General features: G+C 53.6%; 17 protein-coding genes. 9 read left to right on the plus strand and 8 right to left on the minus strand.

All coding sequences use genetic code 11. The features are described 5' to 3' along the window. Positions 1 to 13 precede the first annotated feature (13 nt). Entirely contained in the window at positions 14 to 148 is a 135-nt protein-coding gene (locus CGL_RS15810; protein WP_003856716.1) for a hypothetical protein, read from the minus strand. 183 nt (positions 149 to 331) lie between these two features. Here CGL_RS15810 and CGL_RS04765 point away from each other — a divergent pair, with 183 nt between their 5' ends. From CGL_RS04765 to CGL_RS04780, 4 genes are all read left to right on the plus strand, one after another. Then, entirely contained in the window at positions 332 to 1438 is a 1107-nt protein-coding gene (locus tag CGL_RS04765; protein WP_011013999.1) for a YihY/virulence factor BrkB family protein, read from the plus strand. 103 nt (positions 1439 to 1541) lie between these two features. Then, complete coding sequence (locus CGL_RS04770) at positions 1542 to 1817, plus strand: hypothetical protein (protein WP_011265657.1); 276 nt, start codon at positions 1542 to 1544, stop codon at positions 1815 to 1817. Positions 1818 to 1946: 129 nt separating this feature from the next. Beyond that, on the plus strand, positions 1947 to 3347 hold the full coding sequence (locus CGL_RS04775; protein WP_011014000.1) for an ABC transporter transmembrane domain-containing protein: 1401 nt from the start codon (positions 1947 to 1949) through the stop codon (positions 3345 to 3347). Further along, positions 3340 to 5076, plus strand: coding sequence for an ABC transporter ATP-binding protein (locus CGL_RS04780; RefSeq protein WP_011265658.1), 1737 nt, complete (start codon positions 3340 to 3342; stop codon positions 5074 to 5076). The genes CGL_RS04775 and CGL_RS04780 overlap by 8 nt, the downstream gene beginning before the upstream one ends. Here the strand turns inward: CGL_RS04780 and ggt are convergent, their stop codons facing one another. Then, entirely contained in the window at positions 5077 to 7050 is a 1974-nt protein-coding gene (gene ggt, locus CGL_RS04785) for a gamma-glutamyltransferase (RefSeq protein ID WP_011014002.1), read from the minus strand. It lies immediately after the preceding gene. 248 nt (positions 7051 to 7298) lie between these two features. Between ggt and CGL_RS04790 the strand changes: the two genes are divergently transcribed. Continuing rightward, positions 7299 to 7550: a hypothetical protein gene (locus CGL_RS04790; protein ID WP_011014003.1), complete on the plus strand. Its 252-nt coding sequence runs from the start codon at positions 7299 to 7301 to the stop codon at positions 7548 to 7550. Positions 7551 to 7622: 72 nt separating this feature from the next. Here the strand turns inward: CGL_RS04790 and CGL_RS04795 are convergent, their stop codons facing one another. Together CGL_RS04795 and CGL_RS04800 are read right to left on the minus strand one after the other, a co-directional pair. Continuing rightward, positions 7623 to 8048, minus strand: a complete 426-nt coding sequence (locus CGL_RS04795) for an excalibur calcium-binding domain-containing protein (RefSeq protein WP_011014004.1) — start codon at positions 8046 to 8048, stop codon at positions 7623 to 7625. Between the two features lie 376 nt (positions 8049 to 8424). Continuing rightward, the gene (locus CGL_RS04800) at positions 8425 to 9135 is read right to left on the minus strand and encodes an IS6-like element IS1628 family transposase (RefSeq protein ID WP_011014005.1); all 711 of its coding nucleotides are present in this window, start codon (positions 9133 to 9135) and stop codon (positions 8425 to 8427) included. A 129-nt stretch (positions 9136 to 9264) separates the two neighbouring features. On the opposite strand from CGL_RS04800, the gene CGL_RS04805 reads away from it, so the two are divergent. Together CGL_RS04805 and CGL_RS04810 are read left to right on the plus strand one after the other, a co-directional pair. Further along, positions 9265 to 9846: a hypothetical protein gene (locus CGL_RS04805; RefSeq protein ID WP_174694927.1), complete on the plus strand. Its 582-nt coding sequence runs from the start codon at positions 9265 to 9267 to the stop codon at positions 9844 to 9846. Next, positions 9846 to 10304: a hypothetical protein gene (locus tag CGL_RS04810; protein WP_003858644.1), complete on the plus strand. Its 459-nt coding sequence runs from the start codon at positions 9846 to 9848 to the stop codon at positions 10302 to 10304. The genes CGL_RS04805 and CGL_RS04810 overlap by 1 nt, the downstream gene beginning before the upstream one ends. A 249-nt stretch (positions 10305 to 10553) precedes the next feature. On the opposite strand, the gene CGL_RS04815 is transcribed toward CGL_RS04810, so the two are convergent. Continuing rightward, positions 10554 to 11153 (minus strand): hypothetical protein, encoded by a 600-nt coding sequence (locus tag CGL_RS04815; protein WP_011014008.1) that lies wholly within the window; start codon positions 11151 to 11153, stop codon positions 10554 to 10556. Between the two features lie 545 nt (positions 11154 to 11698). Here CGL_RS04815 and CGL_RS04820 point away from each other — a divergent pair. Both CGL_RS04820 and mfd read left to right on the plus strand, forming a co-directional pair. After that, positions 11699 to 12352, plus strand: a complete 654-nt coding sequence (locus CGL_RS04820) for a TetR/AcrR family transcriptional regulator (RefSeq protein WP_011014009.1) — start codon at positions 11699 to 11701, stop codon at positions 12350 to 12352. A gap of 5 nt (positions 12353 to 12357) precedes the next feature. Continuing rightward, positions 12358 to 16002, plus strand: coding sequence for a transcription-repair coupling factor (gene mfd / locus CGL_RS04825; RefSeq protein ID WP_011014010.1), 3645 nt, complete (start codon positions 12358 to 12360; stop codon positions 16000 to 16002). Here the strand turns inward: mfd and CGL_RS04830 are convergent. The 3 genes from CGL_RS04830 to CGL_RS04840 form a co-directional block, all read right to left on the minus strand. Beyond that, the gene (locus CGL_RS04830) at positions 15979 to 17949 is read right to left on the minus strand and encodes an ABC transporter ATP-binding protein (protein WP_011014011.1); all 1971 of its coding nucleotides are present in this window, start codon (positions 17947 to 17949) and stop codon (positions 15979 to 15981) included. The genes mfd and CGL_RS04830 overlap by 24 nt on opposite strands. Further along, on the minus strand, positions 17946 to 19679 hold the full coding sequence (locus CGL_RS04835; RefSeq protein ID WP_011014012.1) for an ABC transporter ATP-binding protein: 1734 nt from the start codon (positions 19677 to 19679) through the stop codon (positions 17946 to 17948). The genes CGL_RS04830 and CGL_RS04835 overlap by 4 nt, the downstream gene beginning before the upstream one ends. Before the next feature lie 105 nt (positions 19680 to 19784). Next, positions 19785 to 22283, minus strand: coding sequence for a bifunctional lysylphosphatidylglycerol flippase/synthetase MprF (locus CGL_RS04840; RefSeq protein WP_011265662.1), 2499 nt, complete (start codon positions 22281 to 22283; stop codon positions 19785 to 19787).

Genomic DNA, 22283 nt, shown 5'->3' on the forward strand with positions numbered 1-22283 from the left:
ATTAAAGCTGGAGCTAGAAGGAGAGAACTGCCAGAACTGTGGAGCCTACGAAAGCTGGTACGAAAGTCTCACGTGGGAGACCAGTCATGTTTACCCAGTTGTTGGTGCTCCACTCAAACCAGTGGTTAACGATAGATACGATGTCCATGAACCAAACTTCCTTTGTGTGAGGTGTATTCAGAGGGCCAGCCCCAAAATACATTGACCAGTAGTGCTTCACATCACACTATAAAACAGTTAGAAGCACCTAAACAGTTTTTCCGATAACTGTTGTCATTTTGTGACCGCCTGGCTTTGTAGTTTTCCCTCCGGTGTCCAAGATGAATATGACATGATGAATGGCGTGGTACAGCCTCAGGAACATCTCGATGCAACGTTGATTGCTGCAGACTTCCACGGCAACCCCGAAAACTCTGGTGACCGCAAAGAGCGCCTGAATTTTCAAGGTTGGAAGTATGCCCTTAATCGCACGGTCAGGGATGTTTTTCCAGATGGCCTGCTCGATTTGGCGGCCTTGTTGACGTTCTTTTCCATTCTGTCGATCGCCCCTGCAGTGCTGCTGGGCTATTCGGTGATCACGATTTTTCTGGCCAGTGACTCCACCGAAATCCTCAACCTTGTCCGCGATGAGGTAAATCAGTACGTTCCGGAAGATCAATCCCATGTTGTCAACGGCGTGATTGATTCGATCGCAGGCTCGGCAGCTGCAGGTCAGGTCGGTGTCGCGGTCGGTGTGATCACGGCATTGTGGACATCTTCGGCATATGTGCGCGCTTTTTCCAGATGTGCCAACGCTGTTTATGGCCGAAGCGAAGGCCGCACATTGATCAAACGCTGGGCAATGCTGCTTTTCCTCAACCTTGCGTTGCTGCTTGGAATCATCATCATTTTGGTCTCCTGGGTGCTCAACGAGACCTTGGTGATGGGAATTTTCGCCCCCATCGCGGAACCACTTCATCTCACGAATGTGCTCAGCTTCCTCACGGACCGGTTCATGCCGATCTGGATCTGGGTGCGGTTCCCAGTGATTGTGGGGGTGCTCATCATGTTCGTGGCCACGCTGTATTACTGGGCCCCGAACGCCCGCCCGTGGAAGTTTCGCTGGCTCAGCCTCGGATCATTCTTGGCGATCGTTGGCATCCTGCTCGCAGGCGTGGGCTTGAATTTCTACTTCACGCTGTTCGCCGCTTTTAGTTCCTACGGCGCGGTGGGTTCGCTGCTCGCGGTTTTTATTGCGCTGTGGGTGTTCAACATTTGCTTAATCATCGGCCTGAAAATCGACGTGGAGATCAGCCGCGCCAAGCAACTGCAGGCAGGAATGCCGGCGGAGGATTACAGTTTAGTGCCACCACGCTCTATCGAGAAGGTGGCGAAAATGAAGCAGCGCCAGCAGCGCTTGATGGATCAGGCTGCGGCGATCCGGGAGGAAAGCAATTAAAAAATTGCTTATCGACGTCCCCCTCCACACACTTTTGCCCCTTTAAATACTTACACCTTTCCTATAGTGTGAAAGCTATCACAGTAATAGGGAAGGATTAACCATGAAGACTCGTCATCGGGCCCTCTTTGCGTGTATCGCGGCGGTTTCATTAGTGGCATCTCCCGGTCTTGCACCTACTGCTAACGCGCAGGATCGAGCACCAACTTCGACCGAAATCGCTGTCAACTCCACATATGGACTGCTTGATAACCCCATCACGGCACCGATTGGATTGTTTATTCTGCTGTCGTCCATGACCTGGCACTTCCTCATTTGGTGTCCCATTGGCCAGAGTTCAGGATTCATTGATCCGTACTCAGGAGAGTGTACGTTCTAGCCTTTGTTGTTCTTATCAAACAATTGTTTTAAGTCAGTGTTACCTAAGTTAGGCTGTTGGGAATTGAACTGACACATAGACAGGGTTTTGATGAGAACAACACACACCGCTTCAAGCATTCTGCGAAGAATGATCAGGCGGCAGCGGGGCAAGGTTGCGTTTGGCGCATTCTTTTTGGGGATGTGGCAGCTGTCGGAAGCATTGGTGCCGATTGCGATTGGTTTGATCGTTGATCATGCGGTTCTCACAAAAGATCTCCGCCGATTAGTGGTCGGGCTTGTCGCTTTTGTTGTGCTGTTTGTGGTGTTGAGTTTTTCTTATCGTTTCGGTTCGCGCGCGTTGAATAGGGCCGTGAACTTTGAATCCCATGCGCTCCGCGTAGAGGTAGCCGATCATGCGTTGAAGAATCTGGATCCGCGCAATTTGGTGCCTGGCGAGGTGATGTCGCGGTCCACCGCAGATGCGGATTCTTCGACGCGTATTTTCGGGCAGATCGGAACCGGTGTTTCGGCTGCGACGGGATTTCTTGGTGCAGCGACCTACCTGTTGATCAGTGACTGGCTGGTCGGGTTGTTGGTGCTTGTGCTGGTACCGATCATTTCGGGAGTGGTTGCACTGGCTAGCAAGGGCATTTCTAAAAGGAGTGTCACCCAGCAGGAGAAGTTGGCGGAGTCTGGTGCGCAGGCAAGTGACATCATGATGGGGCTGCGCGTGATCAAGGCGATCGGTGGCGAGCGTTGGGCCGTGAAGACTTTTGAAAAGGCGTCGCAGGCATCAGCGAGAGCGGCGGTTGATACTGCAGTTGCTTCGGGCAAAGTCGCTGGTATTGGTGAGTTGTCCATTGCGGTGAATTTGGCTGCGGTGTTGTTGCTTGCTGGTTGGCGGGTCACCACGGGGGAGTTGGGGCCTGGCCAGTTGATCGCAATTGTGGGTGTGGCGGTGTATTTGTCAGAGCCGATTCGCTTGCTGAGCAACTCGATTAATGCCTCAGCTATTGCGCACGGTGCAGCGGAGCGGGTGGCTAATTTCTTAAACCTCGACGAATCTCAGGCACAGTACGAAAGCAGCGAAACAATCAATGACGGCGAATTCCTCGTCATCGTGCCCCCAGCCAGCACGCTTCCACACGGCGACAATATCTTGGCTACACCTCATGCTGCCGACATTTTCGAAGGTACCTTGCGGTCAAATATTTCCATGAATCATGAGGACAACGTGCCAATTGATCCGCAGGTAATTCGCGCTTCTGGTCTGACTGACATCATTGAGGTGGACGGACTTGATGCGCCGGTGCGCGATACGGGAAGCAATTTATCGGGTGGGCAGCGTCAGCGAGTGGCTTTGGCCAGGGCGTTGCATGCAGACGCGGAAGTACTGGTGCTGATGGATCCAACCAGCGCGGTGGATTCAGTGACGGAGGTGTCTATCGCGCAGGGGATTAAGCAGCTGCGAGCAGGCAAAACCACCATTGTGGTGAGTTCTTCGCCCGCGTTTTACAACTTGGCGGATCGGGTGATTTCACATGTCTAATTTGATGGCATCATCGACACCGAAACAGGCGTTCAGCGCTGCTTTCACGCAACTGAAACCGCACCGGATCAAGTTATTTGGGGTTGTTCTTTGTGGCGTGTTGGTGGCCGTCGCGGGGTTGGTAGGGCCCTGGGCGGTGGGTGGACTCGTCGATAAGCTCCTTGCAACCCCGAGCATGCGCGACGTTGTAGTGTTCGCGCTGCTTATCGTGGCTGGCGGCGTTGTTTCGAGCCTGGGCACGTGGTGGGGCAGCGCGCTGATGGCGCGCGCGTTGGAGCCGGCGATCGCGGGGCTGCGCGAGGATGTGTTGCGCGCGGCGGTGAGTTTGGATGCGAACACGATTGAAACGGCGGGGCGCGGCGACGTGATTTCGCGTATCGCGGATGATTCGCGGGAGGTGTCCACTGCGGCGAGCACCGTGGTGCCGCTGATGGTGCAGGCGGGCTTTACCGTGGTGATTTCCGCGTTTGGCATGGCGGCGGTTGATTGGCGCCTCGGCCTTGTCGGTTTGGTCGCGATCCCGCTGTATTGGACCACGTTGCGCGTCTATTTACCCCGCTCAGGTCCGCTTTATACGCGTGAGCGCGAGGCCTTTGGGGTGCGCACGCAGCGGCTTGTCGGCGCAGTCGAAGGCGCGGAAACCTTGCGCGCTTTCCGCGCAGAAGATACAGAATTAAAGCGTATCGACGCAGCCTCCGGCGAAGCCCGCGACATTTCCATTTCTGTTTTCAGGTTCCTCACATGGGCATTTTCCCGCAACAACCGCGCGGAATGCATCACCCTCGTGCTCATCTTGGGCACCGGCTTTTACCTGGTCAACATCGATCTGGTCACCGTCGGCGCAGTCTCAACCGCCGCACTGATCTTCCACCGACTCTTCGGTCCAATCGGCACGCTCGTGGGCATGTTCTCCGACATCCAATCCGCCAGCGCATCGCTGATCCGCATGGTGGGCGTTATTAACGCGGCATCGAACCAGGTCAGCGGCACCTCGCCGGCGTCTGCCAGCACCGCTTTAACGCTTTTCGACGTCTCCCACCACTATCACACTGCACCCGTCATCAAGAATGCATCCGTGCAGCTGGAACCAGGGGAACACATCGCCATTGTGGGTGCGACCGGCGCTGGTAAAAGCACGCTCGCCCTCATTGCGGCAGGCCTGCTCAGCCCAACTTCCGGGCAGGTGGCTCTCGGCGGATCGAGTTTTTCTAACGTCGAACCGGAAGCATTGCGCCAGAAGATCGCGATGGTCAGCCAAGAAATCCACTGCTTCCGAGGATCTGTTTTAGATAATCTTCGTATCGCACGCCCCGAAGCCACCGATGCGGACATCCACGCCGTTCTCGCCGATATTGGTGATTCCTGGTTGGAGCGCTTACCGCAAGGCATAGACACCATCGTGGGTGATGGCGCTTTCCGTTTAACCTCTGTGGAAAACCAGATCATGGCGCTTGCTCGCGTACATTTGGCCGACCTAGCAATCGTCATCCTTGATGAAGCAACGGCTGAATCAGGCTCTGATCATGCAAAACAGCTTGAAGATGCAGCCCTTAAAGTCACTGAAAACAGATCAGCCATCATCGTGGCTCACCGCCTCAACCAAGCGAAAACCGCCGATCGCATCATCGTCATGGACTCCGGAGAAATCATAGAATCTGGAACCCATGAAGAGCTTCGAGCGATCGGCGGCCGATATGAACAACTGTGGACTGCGTGGTCTGCGCGCTAATTAGCCACCCAAGACCACGCCTTCTCTACGTGGATCGGCGCCACCGACAATGGTGTCGCCGTTTTTCACCAACGCCGATAGGCCACTGGATTGCTCGCCCACATTAACTTCGTGGCCTTTGCTTTCCAGTTCAGATACAAGCTCTGCTGAATCATTGGCGATCAGCGGATGCTCGCTTCCCAGTCCAGTCTTAGGCTGGTTCATCGCACCAAAGTTGGGCGCAGACACTGCCTGCTGTGGATCCATATCCCAGTCGATGATGTTGACCAGGGTTTTCACCACGTACTGAATAATCAAGGATCCGCCAGGGGAGCCCAGCACCATATTCAGATCCGCGATTTCACCATCGCCACTGGCGTTGAACACTAGCATTGGCGACATGGAAGACCGTGGGCGCTTTGCTGACTCGACACGATTGGCCACGGGCTCGCCGTCCTCATCAAGTGGTTCAGCGGAGAAATCTGTCAGCTGATTATTCAAAATGAAACCACGGGTGAAGTGGAAGGAACCGAAAGCAGCTTCCACACTGGTGGTCAACGATGCTGCGTTGCCATAGGAATCGATGATGGAAATATGGCTGGTGCCACTTTCCGGCAGGGCAGCCATGACTGGTTCCTGGCTCAGACCAGCAGTTGCCTGACCCATTGAATGCTCTGGATCAATAAGTTCTGAGCGTTCACCCGTGTAGACATCGCTGATCAACTCTTCGACACCACCTGCTGGAACTTCCACGAAAGCAGGATCACCGATGTAAGCATCGCGATCAGCATAAGCCAGGCGCTCAGCCTCTGAAATCAGGTGAACAGCTTCCGCATTTGGCAATCCGCCATCCAAACCAACCTCAGTGGGTGGGTATTGGGCGAGATCAAAGTTGTTCAAGATACCCAGGGTTTCCATCACTGTGACGCCACCCGATGATGACGGTGGCATGCCACAAACAATCTTGTCGCGGTAGGGAGCACACAAAGCTTCACGAGTTTCCGGAGTGTAGGCAGCCAAATCTGCCGTGCTCATCAGTGATGGTGTGAAACCGTCAACCTCACGGGTGGCGCGTTCCACGATGTCTGCTGCAATCTCACCCGTGTAGAACGCATCGGGGCCACCTTCAGAGATGAGACGAATCGTTTCTGCATAGTCAGGGTTTTGTAAAAGTGTGCCGGGTGCCTTCGCATCACCGTTTTCATCAAGGAAATATGCGGCAGCTTCCGGATCGTGGGAGAGATCCTCAGCGGAGTTAGCAATTGATGCTGACATGCGAGGGCTGATGGAAAAACCATCAGTTGCGAGCTGCTGCGGAGTTGTCAGCACGTCCTGCCAGGAGGTCTTTCCGAATGAATCATGCAGCTGTCCAAGGGCTGCCACGATTCCTGGCACACCAATTGACCTGCCGGAACGTCGGGCATCAGGAACAGGTGCCGTTTGATCCTCTGCAGAAACATGAATGAGATAGTTTTCATCAGCAGCAACTGGCGCTGTTTCACGGCCATCAATGGCTGTCACCGCATTGGCTTCGGCGTCGTAGTACAGAATGTATCCGCCACCACCAAGGCCAGACGACTGCGGTTCCGTCAGTCCCAAAACAAACTGCGCGGTGACAAGAGCATCAGCTGCAGTGCCGCCTTCTCTTAACACCGCGCAGGCTGCTTCAGAAGCGATGGGGTTTGCAGTTGCCACCGCATAACCTTGGGTTTGAACAGGGGTCATGCCCTCGCGGTAGCCGGTACCGATTTCCGGGGCAACAGAAATATCTTCACCTGTGTGAGTGCCTTCTACTTCCTCTTCAGCAGAAGCGTCGGCGGGAAGTTCACAAGGCGCAAGTGGGGGAGACGCTGCTGCTTGGGTTGAGGAGTTTTCAGTATCCGTGGAGCTTGCGGAGGTGTCTTCACCGCTGGAACACGAAGAGATGGTCAGGGTTAAGGCTGCGACAGTGAACGCAGCTACCGATTTAAGGAATGTGCTTTGGGTCACTTTCATCTCTCGAGCCTATCAAGGAACTTTTATGTGGGGAGATATTTTCTGAAAGAAAATTTAATTGGTAGAAACCCATGATTGGGGGCTTGCATTTGTTTCGTTGTTCACCTAAAGTTAACTCTAGGTTAACAAAAAGAGTTCTCAAGGTGAACTCAAGCGATCGGTGGAACATCCACTAACGGGGTTACCAAAAATCCTTCGCGGACACTCCCGAAGGAACACTTCTTGCGAGAAGGAAAGGAAGAAGCACTGTGAAGGGCATTCATCAGGAAATTAGCCGTATCGAGCGTAGCCACGATTATCTGTGGAGCGTCCGAGAAGACCTGCATGCACGATTCGACAACCAACTGAAGGCACACTTTGTAGACAGTGTCCTGGATAGCATTGCAGAAGGATATGAAGGCCGAATCAACCGATTCCGCAAAATCTTCATTGAAATGAAAGCGGTTGAAGAGCTGCGCACCATCGCCGCCACCCGCCCAAGCCACCTCTTGGCTGCATAAGACACTTAAAAGTTAAATAAAACACCCCGCTACCTTATTAATTGGTAGCGGGGTGTTTTTAACTATTCCTATTTATTCGCAGGCAATTCCGTCGCCATCGCGATCAAGCTTGGAACTATATCCAGGTGATCCCGCATAAAGGGGAGCTGCACCCGCCGCACGAACTGCCGCGCAGTTGGCGTAATACGTTTGAGCTGGTGCAACCGCCGGTGCAGGTTCCGGGATGGCCGCAAACTGCTGTGGCGTATTTACCTGAGGCTCTGAATATTCCTCCACGGCCGCTGGCTTCACAATTTCTTGGGCAAGATCTTCCGCGGAGGTAGTTTCCGTCACTGTCGAGGTGATCGTGCTGGCTTTAGCTGTGGTTGTCACCGTGGCTGTTACAGTTTCGGTAACTGTTGGTGCAGGGGCTTCGGGTTCTGCAGCGGCCGAACCGCACGCAGTAATAAGTCCCATGGAAATAATGAGCGAGGAGCCGATAAGGGCCATTCGTTTCATGCGGCCTGAACTGCCTTTGGTGGAATGTGTAGGGGTGGGGAGAGTCATGATGCCTCGAGCTGGTAGAGAATTCGATATGGTCAAGTATGCTATCACTCGGTTCGCGAGGCTGAAGATTTCTGTGTCTGTCGTCTCTAACTACATACCCTAATCGGGTTTGTGAATAACTTGGATCCTGAAGTTGAAGAGCCGAATATTTCTCAGTGGGAAAGTCTTGATGATGACATTATCCCTGGAAATTGCACTAAAGTGTTTCTATCTGAACCCCAGCTAATGCATGGTCCTCTCCTTAGAGCGTTTGGTGCTGTTGCAACTTGGGGCGGGAGCCAAGAAGGCTCCGTTTTTATTGTGTGATCAACGCTATGTGCCTGTGTTGTCAGGCCGTCTCGAATACCCGGCTAACAATCACTGCATCCGGATTCGGGTGACCATAGGCAAACATCGTGCCCTGCCCCTTCCGCAATGAGTGCATCGCCTCCATCCCTTTCAACGTCCGGTAGGCAGACGTTCGGTTTTTGAATGCGCCTTTCGGCCCCAGGATCCGCTTTAACCGACCATGGTCGCCTTCAATGACGTTGTTGAGGTATTTCACCCGACGATGCTCGACCGTCGATGGACAGACGCCTTCCGCCTTCAGCTCAGAGATTGCCCTGGCGAGTGAGGGGGCCTTGTCGGTGCTGATCACCCGCGGATAGCCTGCCGATTTATTCGACCGCAGCGTCTTCGCCAGGAAACGCTTCGCCGCCGCGACGTTTCTCTTCGGGGAGAGGTAGAAGTCCAGGGTCTGGCTACCGGCGGTGATTGCCCGATAGAGGTAGCACCACTTTCCCCCGACCCGGATATAGGTCTCATCCACCCGCCAGGACCTGGCCTGCCAGTCAGGAACTTGCCGATACCACCGGGTCTTCTTATCCAGCTCAGGAGCATATTTCTGGACCCAGCGGTAGATCGTGGTGTGATCGACCGGCACTCCCCGCTCGGTCATCATCTCTTCGAGGTCGCGATAGCTCACGCCGTAGCGGCAGTACCACCGCACCGCCCACAGGATGATTTCACGAGGGAACTGCCGACCGGAGAAGATGCCCATGGACCTGATTATTCCACGCCGGTCTTCCTACTGCCCCAACTTTGCAACAGCACCGTTTTAGGTTATCCTGCAGGTGACCCTGAACTCCAAGATGATGGTTGGTATAGACAAGCCTTTGCAGATGGTTTCTTGCATGGAAAACAACTGAGTACATTTTTTCCCGCATGGGACGAGTTTGCATGGGACGATTCCGCTGGTGGCGAACCGGGGGTACTAATGTCAAGGCAGGCGGCGAACTATGATAAAGGACCAGCTGGTGGAAATAAATACACTGATCAGGTCGTTCTTGAAACTGAGGATATGTGTGGCAATGAAATAATCCTCCGTAGAGGGTGGTACAACTCGGATGCCTCCAGAAAAGATAAGCCGTGGGGGTACGATAAAATTCGGCACAAACATGGTGTTTTTAGTTTGTGGTCAGTTAGTATAGTATTTGAAAATTCGTGTATCAACAGGATTGAAGGTACACAGCAGGTTTATGAAGAAGAAGTTTATCAAGTGAAATGTGATCGACTCTTCTTAAATTGTGAACAAACCGGGCAGTCTTTTGTATATCGCGGTATTTATGAAAGAAATATATATAAGCCTGGTGCTACAGAGCCACTTGGTTTGAGGACATTTTTTCCTGTACACAATGAGGGAACGCATGGTTCAAGTGATGTAACCCCAACATGGTTTAGTACAGACATTCCAACATTGGACTTATGGTAATGACGTACAAAGCAGATTATGATCTTGACTTGGAAAAAGTAGTTTTTCGTATGTCGCAGCTGTTCGAGGATCTTATTCCGTCAGAAAACGCTTTTGATTATTATGACAAGTCAACGTGGCCTACCCTGACTATGGCTGCGACATGGGTTCAGGATGATTGTCTCCTTATTGTTTTTAGGGTTGAGGAAAGCAGAGGTGAGACGTTCGTGGGTTATTTTTCTCGGATCTCGCCTCGATATAATCCCGACAACATCGAATTTGGTGCAGTAGAGCTAATGTATGCTGACTCAATTGCAGGTGATTGGTTTATAGAGAAGGTCGATCTGAAAGCTCCGCAAAAGATACATTGGAGAAATACCCACCATAGCCTCAATACTCCGGCGGATATAGAAGAATTATTGGACTATGCTAATGAGATACCAATGTGGTTGAGTCCAGACCTTGAGAAGTGGATGTGATGCACAACAAGACCATGGTCATCCAGCTTTATCTGGCTGAGCTGGGTATGTAATCACTTCTGAACGTAGTAGCCTCCTTGAGATTGTATTTAAGGAGGCTATTGTGTTTTTTCGGTAAAGGTCTCCGACTGAGCTATAGTCGGAGACTATTTCAATATCACCCCAGAGGGTGCTGTTGCAACTTGGCTCCCGCCCCAAGTTGCAACAGCACCGAGCGTTTACTGTATCTCTGATGCAGAAAAGTGGAATTTAGAGCCATTTGAAATAGATGATCATTTCACCGCAGTATCTGGTGTCTTGATCAGTCCACACCTCGACCAAATCTTGTGAGTCGTCGTCATTTTCTGGTCGGTTAATAAAAATCTCTGCGGAGAAATCTCCATCCTCCTTAATATGTTCTGGAGTAAAATAGAATTTGCTAACGATTTCTCTATTCTGAAATTTCGTGATGCGGTTTCTAATATCGGCTGACCAAAGACCATCCACATAGGAAACCAAGAAGTCGGGGCCACTTTCCGGATCGAAGCCCTTCGACCAGACCGTCACAGTCGCGTCAATGCCATGTTCAGTTTCTGTGAAATGTTGTTTATGCACGTCCGGTTGTGGAAAGAGGCTTTTCTTGATCAAGCGTTCATTCCATCCCAGTTTGATGTTTTTCACAAAGGCATCAGTATCGATATCAGTGAGGTCGTAGAATTTTTCTTCGTGAACAGCAGTGATATCCTTCGCGACGTCTCTAAGCTGCAAACGTGCAATCATTAATGGCACCTCTAGCGTGAGGTTTTGCTCGTCGATCCACTCCTGAATGCACACCTCTACAGCAAGGACTCTGTCAAACTTGTCAGTCATATCCTATTTTCCTTAAATTGCGGGGATAGCTGAGGCTGAAGTTATTTCAGTTTTGCTTCTCTCTGAGAGGATAGTGGGACTAACCAGCCTTGGGGAGGCTTGGTGAATTTAGGGTTTAGCGGCAGAGCGTGAAATCTCTGAGATCAAGTTACTTCGGGAACAAACTGCGCGGCAGCATCGATACATTGTTGAAGTCACTCAGCAGATCCGTGTGTGGGAAATTGACGCTACAGATCGTGGACACGATTTTCCACCACCGAAATTTGAAACGTTTTCTGAATTGAGTACGCGAATCTACGGCAGCAGGTTAAGGCAGTATCAAAGAAAACGAAAACCCCCGCTCATTAGCACTGAAAGTGCTGGTGAACGGGGGGTTCTACTTGCTTCCCCACCAGGACTCGAACCTAGAATGACGGTACCAAAAACCGTAGTGTTGCCGATTACACCATGGGGAACTGCAGTAATTAACTGCACCGCTAGAGTTTACATCATTGTCTTAGAAAACCAATTATTGGGGTCCGCTTAGCTGAGATACTCTGGATGACATGGTTCGACAGCGGATGACCGGCAAGGAACGTCGGGAGCAATTAATCTCTATTGGGCGTGCGGTTTTCGCTGAGCGCGGTTTCGACGGCGCGAGTGTGGAGGAGATTGCGGCGCGTGCGAATGTGTCTAAGCCGGTGGTGTATGAGCATTTCGGTGGCAAAGAGGGCTTGTATGCGGTGGTGATTGATCGTGAGATGGTCAAGCTGGAGGCGATGATCACGGGGTCGTTGCAGCATGGTCGTTCGCGTTATCGCATTGAGCAGGCGGTTCTTGCGTTGTTGACGTATGTCGAAGATGAGACGGATGGCTTTTTGATTTTGGTGCGCGATATGCGGCCCGGTGAGCGCCGGTCGTATGGCACTTTGCTTAACGACGCCACGACGCAGGTGTCGCACATCCTCGGCAATGCCTTCACCCGATCTGGGCTCAACGCTGAGTACGCGAATCTTTATGGTCAGGCGTTGGTGGGCATGGTGTCGATGACGGCGCAATGGTGGTTGGATGAGCGCACTCCGCCGAAGGAAGAAGTTGCCGCACATATTGTTAATCTTTGTTGGAATGGTTTGACGGGGATGGAAGCCGATCCGAAGTTAACTCCCATCAGTTCTGCTGAGGGTGCGATTTTTGGTCAAGAAAAGGAGAGTGAAGCGTGACACCTATGCTCGCGGGGCTGTTGAAGGTCGCTGCAACCGACCCCAAGTTGAAGGGGTTGATGTCGAATGTGGGGCAGCAGCATCTGCATATCACTGGCATTGATCAGGCTCGTCCGTGGGCGATTGGTGCGTTGGCGCATCATGCTCCGGTGTTGGTGGTGACTGCTACTGGCCGTGAGGCTGAGGATCTCACGGCTGAGTTGAAGGCGATGATGGGCGATAAGGTGGCGTGGCTTCCGTCGTGGGAGACTCTGCCACATGAGCGATTGAGTCCGGGTGTGGACATTGTGGGCAAGCGTGCTCAGGTGCTCAATCATCTAGGCGACCTCAAAGTCGTGGTGGCTGCTGCGCGTGCGTTTTGCCAGCCGGTACTCAAAGATGCTGAAGGTCGTGCACCCCTCACTCTTAAAGAAGGCGCGGAGTTTGATTTCTCTGCCCTGACCACTGAGCTGGTTTTCCGTGCGTACAAGCATGTCGATATGGTGGCCAAGCGCGGTGAGTTTGCTACCCGCGGTGGCATTTTGGATATTTTCCCCACCACATTGGATTATCCGGTGCGTGTGGAGTTCTGGGGCGATGAAGTCTCTGACATTAGGCAGTTCTCTGTCGCCGATCAGCGCACCATTCCAGAAATCACCATCAAGAGCATTGAGATTTTCCCGGCACGGGAATTGCTCATTACTGAAGAAGTGGCATCGCGTGCGGAGTCTCTTATTTCTAAGCACCCGGGCAACCCGACGCTTGTGGAGATGCTGTCGAGGATTGCGGATTCCCAAGATGTTGATGGCATGGAGGCGTTGATTCCGGCGCTGACGGATACGCCGATGGTTCCGATGCTGGAGCTCATGCCGGAAAACACCCATGTGTTGGTGATTGCTCCGGAGAAGGTGCGCCGACGCATTGCGGATCTGGAAGCAACCGATGCTGAGTTTTTGATGGCTGGTTGGGAAGCAGCTGCGATGGGTGCTGATGGTCCAGTGGCTGCGGAAGGCCTGGACTTGGAAGCTTCTAGCTATCGCAGTTATGAAAGTTTGGAGGTTTCTGCGTCGAAAAGCGATGTGCGTTGGTGGACTTTCGCGCCGCCGGGCATGTTTGAGGCCTCGGAGGAGGCGACGCTGCCGCTTGATTTTGAAGCCGGGCCGGCGCCGCGCGGTGAGCTGCCGAAGATCGATGCGATGATGGCGCAGCTGCTTGCGCACACAACCGGCGGTGGGCGGGCTGCGTTTATCGCGCCGACCCAAGGTGCGATTAAGCGCATGGTCGATCGTTTCGCGGAAAAGGGCATTCCCACCCATGTGGCGACCCCGGGTTGGGAGCCAACGCCTGGTCAAGTGACTCTTTATCATGCGCTGAGCCATGCTGGCCTGGTGTTTCCGAAGGTGCGTAAACACCGCGATGGCGCTGCAATGCCGTTGGTGGTTATTACAGAAACCGATCTGACTGGTAACCGTGTTGGCGATATTGCAGGGGCGAAACGTCGACCTGCAAAACGCCGCAACAAGGTGGATCCTTTGGCGCTGGAGCCAGGGGATTTGGTGGTTCATGAAACCCACGGCATTGGTCGTTTTGTGAAGATGACTGAACGAACCATTTCTGCGGGTGATGAGACCTCGCGCCGTGAATACATTGTGCTGGAGTACGCGCCATCTAAGCGCGGACAGCCCGGCGATCAGCTGTATGTGCCGATGGATGCGCTGGATATGCTCAGCCGCTACGTCGGTGGCGAGAAGCCGACGCTGTCCAAAATGGGTGGTTCTGACTGGAAGAACGCCAAGAAGAAGGCTCGCGCTGCCGTGCGTGAAATCGCCGGTGAGCTGGTAGAACTCTACGCTAAGCGCCAATCCGCGCCGGGTCACCCGTTTGCGCCGGATACGCCGTGGCAAAAAGAGATGGAAGATAACTTCCCCTACGTTGAGACCGAAGACCAGATGTTGGCGATCGATGCGGTCAAGGAGGACATGGAGAAAAGTGTCCCCATGGACCGCGTCATCATCGGCGATGTGGGTTATGGCAAGACGGAAGTGGCGGTGCGCGCGGCGTTCAAGGCTGTGCAAGACGGCAAGCAGGTAGCCGTTCTGGTGCCCACCACGTTGCTTGCGCAGCAGCACCAGTCCACGTTTGAAGAGCGTATGACTGGTTTCCCTGTCACCATCAAGGGATTGTCACGCTTTACTTCGCCTGCGGAATCGCGGGAGATTCTCTCCGGTTTGGCTGCAGGATCGGTGGATATCGTCATCGGTACTCACCGTTTGCTGCAGACTGGCGTGCAGTGGAAAAACCTAGGGCTTGTCATTGTGGATGAGGAGCAGCGTTTCGGCGTGGAACATAAGGAGCACATCAAGGCTCTGCGTACTCACGTGGATGTGCTGACCATGTCCGCGACCCCGATTCCGCGCACCCTGGAAATGTCCATGGCCGGTATCCGTGAGATGACCACCATGCTCACCCCGCCGGAAGATCGCCACCCAATTCTTACCTATGTGGGACCGTATGAAGACAAGCAGGTCGCGGCATCAATTCGCCGTGAGCTGCTGCGCGATGGCCAGGTCTTTTTCATCCACAACAAGGTGGCAGATATTGAGAAGAAGGCCCGCGAGATCCGCGATCTAGTTCCCGAAGCCCGAGTGGTCGTTGCCCACGGCCAGATGAGTGAAGAGCTGCTGGAACAAACCGTTCAAGGTTTCTGGGACCGCGAATACGATGTGCTGGTGTGTACCACCATCGTGGAAACTGGTCTGGATATTTCCAACGCCAACACGCTTATCGTGGAAAATGCCCACCACATGGGCTTGTCTCAGCTGCACCAGCTGCGTGGCCGCGTGGGTCGTTCCCGTGAGCGCGGTTACGCCTACTTCCTGTATCCAAAGGGCGCGACACTGACTGAAATGTCCTACGACCGCCTGGCAACGATTGCCCAAAACAATGATTTGGGTGCCGGTATGGCGGTTGCCATGAAGGATTTGGAAATGCGTGGCGCCGGCAACGTGCTGGGTGCAGAACAATCAGGCCATATCGCTGGCGTGGGCTTTGACCTGTACGTTCGCCTCGTCGGCGAAGCAGTGGAAGCCTACCGCGCGCTGGCTGATGGCAAAGTTGTTGATGGCACCGTCAAGGGACCAAAGGAAATCCGCGTGGACCTTCCCGTGGATGCCCACATTCCCGAAAAGTACATCAACGCCGAGCGTCTGCGTCTGGAAATCTACCGCAAGCTCGCGCAGTCCGAATCGGAAGTGGATCTGCGCCTTGCGGTGGAAGAAATGGAAGACCGCTACGGTCCCATTCCAGAAGAAGTGGAGCGCCTGCTGGCTGTGTCCAGATTGCGCCACCTCATGCGCGAAGCCCACCTCACCGACATTGCGGTGCAGGGCACGCGCATCAAGGTCCACCCCGTTGACCTCGCCGATTCGCAGCAAGTGCGCCTAAAGCGCCTGTTCCCAGGCGCCACCTACCGCGCAGCCGCTAAAGCAATCCAGCTGTCTTTCCCGAAGACAGGCAACAAGGTCACAGATCCTTTGCTTCGCGACGTCGACCTCCTCCAGTGGGTAGCGAACTTCATTTCCAACATGTTCAACTTGGAGGAAATCGATGTTCGCGGACCACAACCAGGAAAGCCTAAGAAGAAATCATCAGTGATCTCCGTCAGCCTGTAATTCTTCTTTCGCGGGGGCGTTGAATTGGGAGTTATACAACTCCCAATATGCGCCCTCCAGGGCCATCAACTCACGGTGATTGCCCTGCTCCACGATCTCGCCGTCTTTCATCATCAAAATCAGGTTGGCATCACGAATCGTGGACAACCGGTGCGCGATGACGAAGGCGGTGCGGTCTTGGCGCAGCTTGGACATGGCGCGCTGAATCAACAATTCGGTACGCGTATCCACCGATGAGGTGGCTTCATCCAGAATCAGCAGTCGGGGATTAGCCAAGAATGCACGCGCGATGGTGATCAGCTGGCGTTCACCCACCGATAGGTTCATGGCTTCATCATCAAGTACGGTGTCGTAGCCTTCTGGCAGGGAACGGACAAAACGATCCACGTAGGCGGCCTTGGACGCAGCAAGCATTTCTTCCTCAGTTGCTTCAGGTCTACCGTAAAGAATGTTATCCCTGATGGTTCCGGCAAACAGCCACGTATCCTGCAACACCATGCCGGTTCGTGATCGCAGATCTTCTCTAGCCATGGTGCGGATATCCACGGCGTCTTGTGCTGTTTCACCAAGAGTGATGGAACCGCTGTTGATGTCGTAGAAACGCATGATCAAATTCACCAATGTGGTCTTGCCCGCACCGGTGGGACCCACGATGGCAATGGTGCTGCCGGAACGAACTTCCAGATCCAAGTTGTTGATCAGTGGACGATCCTCCGAGTAGCCGAAGGACACATCTTTGAATTCCAGACGGTTCGCGCCAGCAGCAACGGTGTTGGGCTGCGCAGGATCACTGTCCTGTTCGTCTTCGTCGATAAGCTCAAAAACGCGCTCGGCGCTGGCCACGCCGGACTGCAGCAAGTTGGCCATGGAACCCAATTGCGACAGCGGTTGGGTGAATTGGCGTGAGTATTGGATAAAGGATTGCACGCCACCGATGGATAGTGATCCAGAGGCAACCTGTAAGCCGCCAACGACTGCGATGGCCACGTAGCTCAAGTTACCCACAAACATCATGGTGGGCATGATGATGCCAGAGATGAACTGGGCACCAAAGCTGGCCTTATACACAGCCTGATTTTCTTCCTCGAATGCTTCTTGAACATCCTTTTGGTGTCCGAAAACCTTAACCACGGCGTGGCCAGAGTAGGTTTCCTCCACGCGCGCATTCAAAATACCGGTCTGCTTCCACTGTTCCGCAAAGAGTTTCTGGGAACGGCTCGCAACCACCACAGTGACCACGATGGTGACCGGAATGGATACCAGCGCCACGAGTGCGAGCAGTGGGGAGATGATAAACATCATCACCAACACACCGATGACGGTCAGTAGGGAAGTGATCGCCTGTGACAAGGTTTGTTGCAGGGATTGACCGATATTATCCACATCGTTGGTCACACGGCTAAGCAGATCACCACGTTTGATGGAATCGAAATAGCTCAGCGGTAGGCGGTGGATTTTTTCCTCCACCTCCATGCGCAGCCGGTGCATGGCACTTTGCACGATGCGGTTGAGCATCCGCGCCTGGAACAACGACAACAGGCTACCGATGAGATAAGCACCGATCACCAGTCCGAGGATCATGGCTAATTTTTCAAAATCAATGCCTGAGCCTGGAACAAGGTTCATGTCTTCCATCATGGAAGCCTGATTATGTTTACCTGCAGCCTGCAACTGCGCGATGATATCTTCCTTTGACGCACCAGCCGGCATGCGCTTAGATAGGAATCCTTCAAACACCACGTTGGTGGCTTTACCCAGCAACCATGGGCCCAAGACGGTAAGTCCAACGCTCAGGACGGCTAGGAAGATAACAAAAATTAAGGTGTTACGGTCATGGCCTAGAATTCCGAAAAGCCTTTTGGCAGATGGTCCGAAATTCTGTGCCTTTTGATTCGGCGCGGCGTCTGCCTGATGGGAACGCCCGCGGGGGCCTGCAGTATTACTCATGATTGCGCCTGCGCAGTCTCTTGGGATTCAACAATTTCACGGTAGGTACCGCACGTGTTCAGCAAATTCGTGTGCGTTCCAATACCGACAACCTCGCCGTTATCAAGCACCACAATCTGATCGGCATCTCGAATCGTGCTGACACGCTGGGCGACAATCAACTTGGTTGCATCCGGCAGGTTGGTGCTCAGCGCTCGGCGAAGAGCGGCGTCTGTGCTCACATCGAGGGCGGAGAAAGAATCGTCGAAAATATAGATCTCAGGTTGCTTCAACAACGCCCTGGCAATGGCTAGTCGCTGGCGCTGACCACCAGAAACATTGGTTCCACCCTGAGCAATCTCAGAATCAAGACCCTCTGGCATCTCACGCACAAAGTCCGCCGCCTGAGCAATTGCAAGCGCCTGCCACAGCTGCGTTTCCGTGGCATCTTCATTGCCATAACGCAGGTTGCTGGCGATCGTTCCAGAAAACAGGAACGACTTCTGCGGAACAAGACCGATCCGATCCCACAGCTTCAGCGGCTCAAATTCACGAACATCGGTGCCATCGACGGTAACGTCGCCTTCGGTGACGTCGAAAAGCCTAGGAACCAGCCCGATCAACGTCGTCTTACCCGAACCCGTCGAGCCGATGATCGCCGTCGTGCTACCAGGCGCAACGCGGAAGCTCACATTATTTAACACGGGGTCATCCGCGCCGGGGTAGGCAAAAGTCGCGTTGTTGAACACGATTTCGCCAGCGCTTGTCGACGGCTGCGCCGGTGTTTCTGGCGCCTGCACAGACGGTGTGGTTTCCAGAACCTCACCGATGCGATCAGCGGAAACGGCAGCGCGCGGAACCATGACAAACATGAACGCTGCCATCATGACGCCCATGAGGATCTGCATGATGTACTGCAAGAATGCAAAGAGCGTACCGATCTGCGTCTCGCCGGATTCCACCTGGAAAGCACCAAACCAAATCACAGCAACGGCAGAAAGGTTCATGATCAGCATCACGGCAGGGAACATCAACGCCATCAGGTTACCGGTGCGCACGCCGATATCAGCGACATCTTTACTAGCAGTGGTGAATCGTTCGCGTTCCACATCTTCACGCACGAACGCGCGGATCACGCGGATACCGGTGAGCTGCTCGCGTATAATCTGATTGATGCGGTCAATGCGCTTTTGCATGGTTTGGAACAACGGAACCATGCGCACAATGATCAGCGCCACCACGATGATGAGCACCGGAATACTGACCACCATCAGCCAAGACAAACCAAGATCCTGACGCACCGCCATGATGATGCCACCAATGGCCAGCATCGGGGCGGAAATCATCAAAGTGGAGGTCATCTGCACCAGCATCTGAACCTGCTGCACATCGTTGGTGTTTCGGGTGATCAGCGACGGTGCGCCAAACTGACCCATCTCACGCTCAGAGAAGTTCACTACCTTGCCAAAGATCGCCGAACGCAGATCGCGGCCCACTCTCATGGATAGTTTGGAACCGAAATAAACACCGGCGATAGCGCAGGCAACCTGGACTAATGTCAGGGCCAGCATGATTCCACCGGTGTGCCAAATATAGCCGATATCACCTGTGACCACACCATTGTCAATGATGTCTGCGTTTAGCGTGGGGAGTAGGAGGGAGGTGATTGATTGCGCCAATTGGAAAATGATGACGGTTAAAATTAGGGGCCATGCGGGTTTTAAAAACCTCACCAATATCGACCACAGCATGAATGTATTCCTTTTGGGGAGAGTCACCCGGTGGATGTCCGGGTTTTAAGCTGGCCACGAACTGATTTTTCAGTTCATGGTTTCTCACCAAGGTTACGCGTTTTTCTAGCTGTGGCTTGGGGCGGAAGTGGCGGTCTTTTTCAGCCAATTCGGCAGCGGAAACTCGTTGAGGTAGCAGGCAGCAACGGCAAGGCCAATGCTTGGTAACGATAATTCATCGCGGTAACACAAGTACCAACCGTGGTGTTCTGGGTGGAATTTGTTCTTGGACGCAGCGAGGGAACGGAAACCGTAGAACGGCTCCATTGCTCGGCCCAAAAGCTCCAAAATTTGTCCGATGGTGCCGTCGTCGGCCACACCTGGGGGCGTACTCAAAGGAGCGCCGGACATCGACATCCATTCCAGATCGTGATCCCTTGCGATAACGACGGCCTCGGAAATGAGAAACTCGATGACAGATTTAAAGCCTTGCGGATCACGGCGCATCACATCAAGTGTGTAGCCGACGATGCGTCCTTTTTCATAGACCGGCAACCAACTGGTCACACCGTGCAGATGCTCTTCCTCATCAATCGCGAGAAGAAGATAGGTATCTGGATCTGAGAGCTCGTTGACAGTGCCAAGCGTGAAGCCCATCTCCGGCAGAGCTTTATCAGAGACCCATTCTTCCGACAGCGTGATGATCTTGTGCTGCATTTCGGCACTCAAATCAGCCCAGGTTGTCCAGATGGAACTTACGCCCTCTTTGGCCGCGCGGTTTCGGGCGGTGCGGACATTTTGGAAGTGCTTACCTTTGAAATCCGCATTAGCTGAGCTTAAGACTGCTTCCTCAGCCACACGAAGTGTGTGGTGGCCAGCGTTGATGCGTTCCTTTGAGAATTCTTCACAAACGGAATACCACGCAACAATCCAGCCTTGGTTGCTGGCAAATTCTTCAAACTGTGCGGCCAGCTCTGCTTTAGAGACGGATGAATCCGGACCCAGAATAGGCTCACCCAATGTAATTGCGATGCCCCTTTTCACGCGGTAGGCCACATATCCTGCATTTTCTGGTGCCCACCAATACGTATTGCCACCCCAAATGGTCATCCAGGACAAGTGATCGCCGCTGCCAGAGCGCAGGAGAGTCGCTGCGTTTTCTTGGTCCTCGTGCGCTTTGTTGCTGGGCACACCCATGAGCAGATGATAAAGAGTTGCTGCTACGACCAGCCAGAATAGCGTTCCAGTCCATTCAAACACTGCCCACCCAGCAGGGCTTCTGGGGAAGAGTTGATGGCTTAACACCGTTTCGATAGTTGGTGGGAGATAGCGGAAGGGGAGTTCTTTGAAAGCCAGCCCCAATGTTGGATGTGGGTGGAATGCGTGTGGCAGGAACAATGTGGCAAGGATCCACAATGCTGCCGTTGCCAACCATGTAACCATGAGAGCGCCTAAGGATTTAGAAATCCGGGTGGTATCAATCTTCACCTGGAATGCACGGCGGGAAAACACCAAGACGGCGAGCGCCACCAGCCAAGGAACGATCACGCTAAAGGCATTGACTGACCATAGAAGATCGGTGGAATCAGCCGATAGTTTGGTCAGCTGGAACATCAACACTGCGATGGAAATGAGCTGGGCCAAAACCGCCAAAATCCATGCAAGTCGACGTCCGCGGCTAAGCCCCATCGCAAGGACCACGGTGAGGATCAGTGGAATCAGGTTGGCAACGGAAGGGCCAACACCGTGCTGTTGGAGCTGATCAAGCGCACCTTGGCATGCATCAGAGGTGCTGTCTGTGTGGCAGAGGTGATGCATGTGTTCTTCAGTGACAAGGGGCTGCCAGATCAATTTCGTTGCACTGGAAAAAGGGCCGTGGGTGAGTGGATTAAGCGCAGCAAGCACTGGACCTGCTGCTACGGCAGTGACCAAAATGGCCGTCATAATGCGCGCTTCACGCACGGTGAGGGAACCGGGAAGCCAGCGGCCACCTGGGGTTTTCCGATGCCTGTTCAACTCGCCGGCAACGGTGCCGATGATGGTCGCGGTGAGCATGGTGACGTCGGCAAGCGTGCCCGTATAAAGCAGCAGCGTCAAGGTGATAGTAAAGAGGAACAATCGGGTGCGCCGTCGCCAGAGCAGTGGCATGGAGGCGGATGCGAAAGCGGCGACGCCGAAGACCCAGAAATCTGGGGTGAGCAGCACATCGGCCAACATGTTGTTGCCCCAGCGGTTGAGATCGGCTTCTTCGATGAGGTGGGCGATGCCGATGCCCAGCGGAATGGAAGTGATGTGGATAAGCGCTGCTGTGATCGCGAATTTGAGGCTGCCCAGAATCCGTTCAGAGGGCACCGCAAACACGATGATCCACAACGTGGACATGAGCGCTGCTGTGGTGGTGGAAGCGCTAAACCCTGCGGTGAGAAAATGCGGATCATTAAGAGACCACGGCAGGGTGAGCCCAAGGTTGTCTACCAAAGAGCTATTTGCGGGATCTTCGGCGCCAAACACTTCCCTCAAACCCCGCATGACAACGATCATGAGCAGGCTTAACGGTGCGAAACGCAGGGACCTGCCCAGCCATCTCAGACCGAATAATAAGTAGGACTGTGAAGCGTCTTTCAT

The sequence above is a fragment of the Corynebacterium glutamicum ATCC 13032 genome (assembly GCF_000011325.1).
Lineage (GTDB): Bacteria > Actinomycetota > Actinomycetes > Mycobacteriales > Mycobacteriaceae > Corynebacterium > Corynebacterium glutamicum.

Bases quoted from the DNA above. Each gene is read 5' to 3' on its own strand.
- CGL_RS15810 (WP_003856716.1), bottom strand. From the start codon at position 148: ATGGACATCGTATCTATCGTTAACCACTGGTTTGAGTGGAGCACCAAC.
- CGL_RS04765 (WP_011013999.1), top strand. From the start codon at position 332: ATGATGAATGGCGTGGTACAGCCTCAGGAACATCTCGATGCAACGTTG.
- CGL_RS04770 (WP_011265657.1), top strand. From the start codon at position 1,542: ATGAAGACTCGTCATCGGGCCCTCTTTGCGTGTATCGCGGCGGTTTCA.
- CGL_RS04775 (WP_011014000.1), top strand. From the start codon at position 1,947: ATGATCAGGCGGCAGCGGGGCAAGGTTGCGTTTGGCGCATTCTTTTTG.
- CGL_RS04780 (WP_011265658.1), top strand. From the start codon at position 3,340: ATGTCTAATTTGATGGCATCATCGACACCGAAACAGGCGTTCAGCGCT.
- ggt (WP_011014002.1), bottom strand. From the start codon at position 7,050: ATGAAAGTGACCCAAAGCACATTCCTTAAATCGGTAGCTGCGTTCACT.
- CGL_RS04795 (WP_011014004.1), bottom strand. From the start codon at position 8,048: ATGAAACGAATGGCCCTTATCGGCTCCTCGCTCATTATTTCCATGGGA.
- CGL_RS04800 (WP_011014005.1), bottom strand. From the start codon at position 9,135: ATGGGCATCTTCTCCGGTCGGCAGTTCCCTCGTGAAATCATCCTGTGG.
- CGL_RS04810 (WP_003858644.1), top strand. From the start codon at position 9,846: ATGACGTACAAAGCAGATTATGATCTTGACTTGGAAAAAGTAGTTTTT.
- CGL_RS04815 (WP_011014008.1), bottom strand. From the start codon at position 11,153: ATGACTGACAAGTTTGACAGAGTCCTTGCTGTAGAGGTGTGCATTCAG.
- CGL_RS04820 (WP_011014009.1), top strand. From the start codon at position 11,699: ATGGTTCGACAGCGGATGACCGGCAAGGAACGTCGGGAGCAATTAATC.
- mfd (WP_011014010.1), top strand. From the start codon at position 12,358: ATGCTCGCGGGGCTGTTGAAGGTCGCTGCAACCGACCCCAAGTTGAAG.
- CGL_RS04830 (WP_011014011.1), bottom strand. From the start codon at position 17,949: ATGAGTAATACTGCAGGCCCCCGCGGGCGTTCCCATCAGGCAGACGCC.
- CGL_RS04835 (WP_011014012.1), bottom strand. From the start codon at position 19,679: ATGCTGTGGTCGATATTGGTGAGGTTTTTAAAACCCGCATGGCCCCTA.
- CGL_RS04840 (WP_011265662.1), bottom strand. From the start codon at position 22,283: ATGAAAGACGCTTCACAGTCCTACTTATTATTCGGTCTGAGATGGCTG.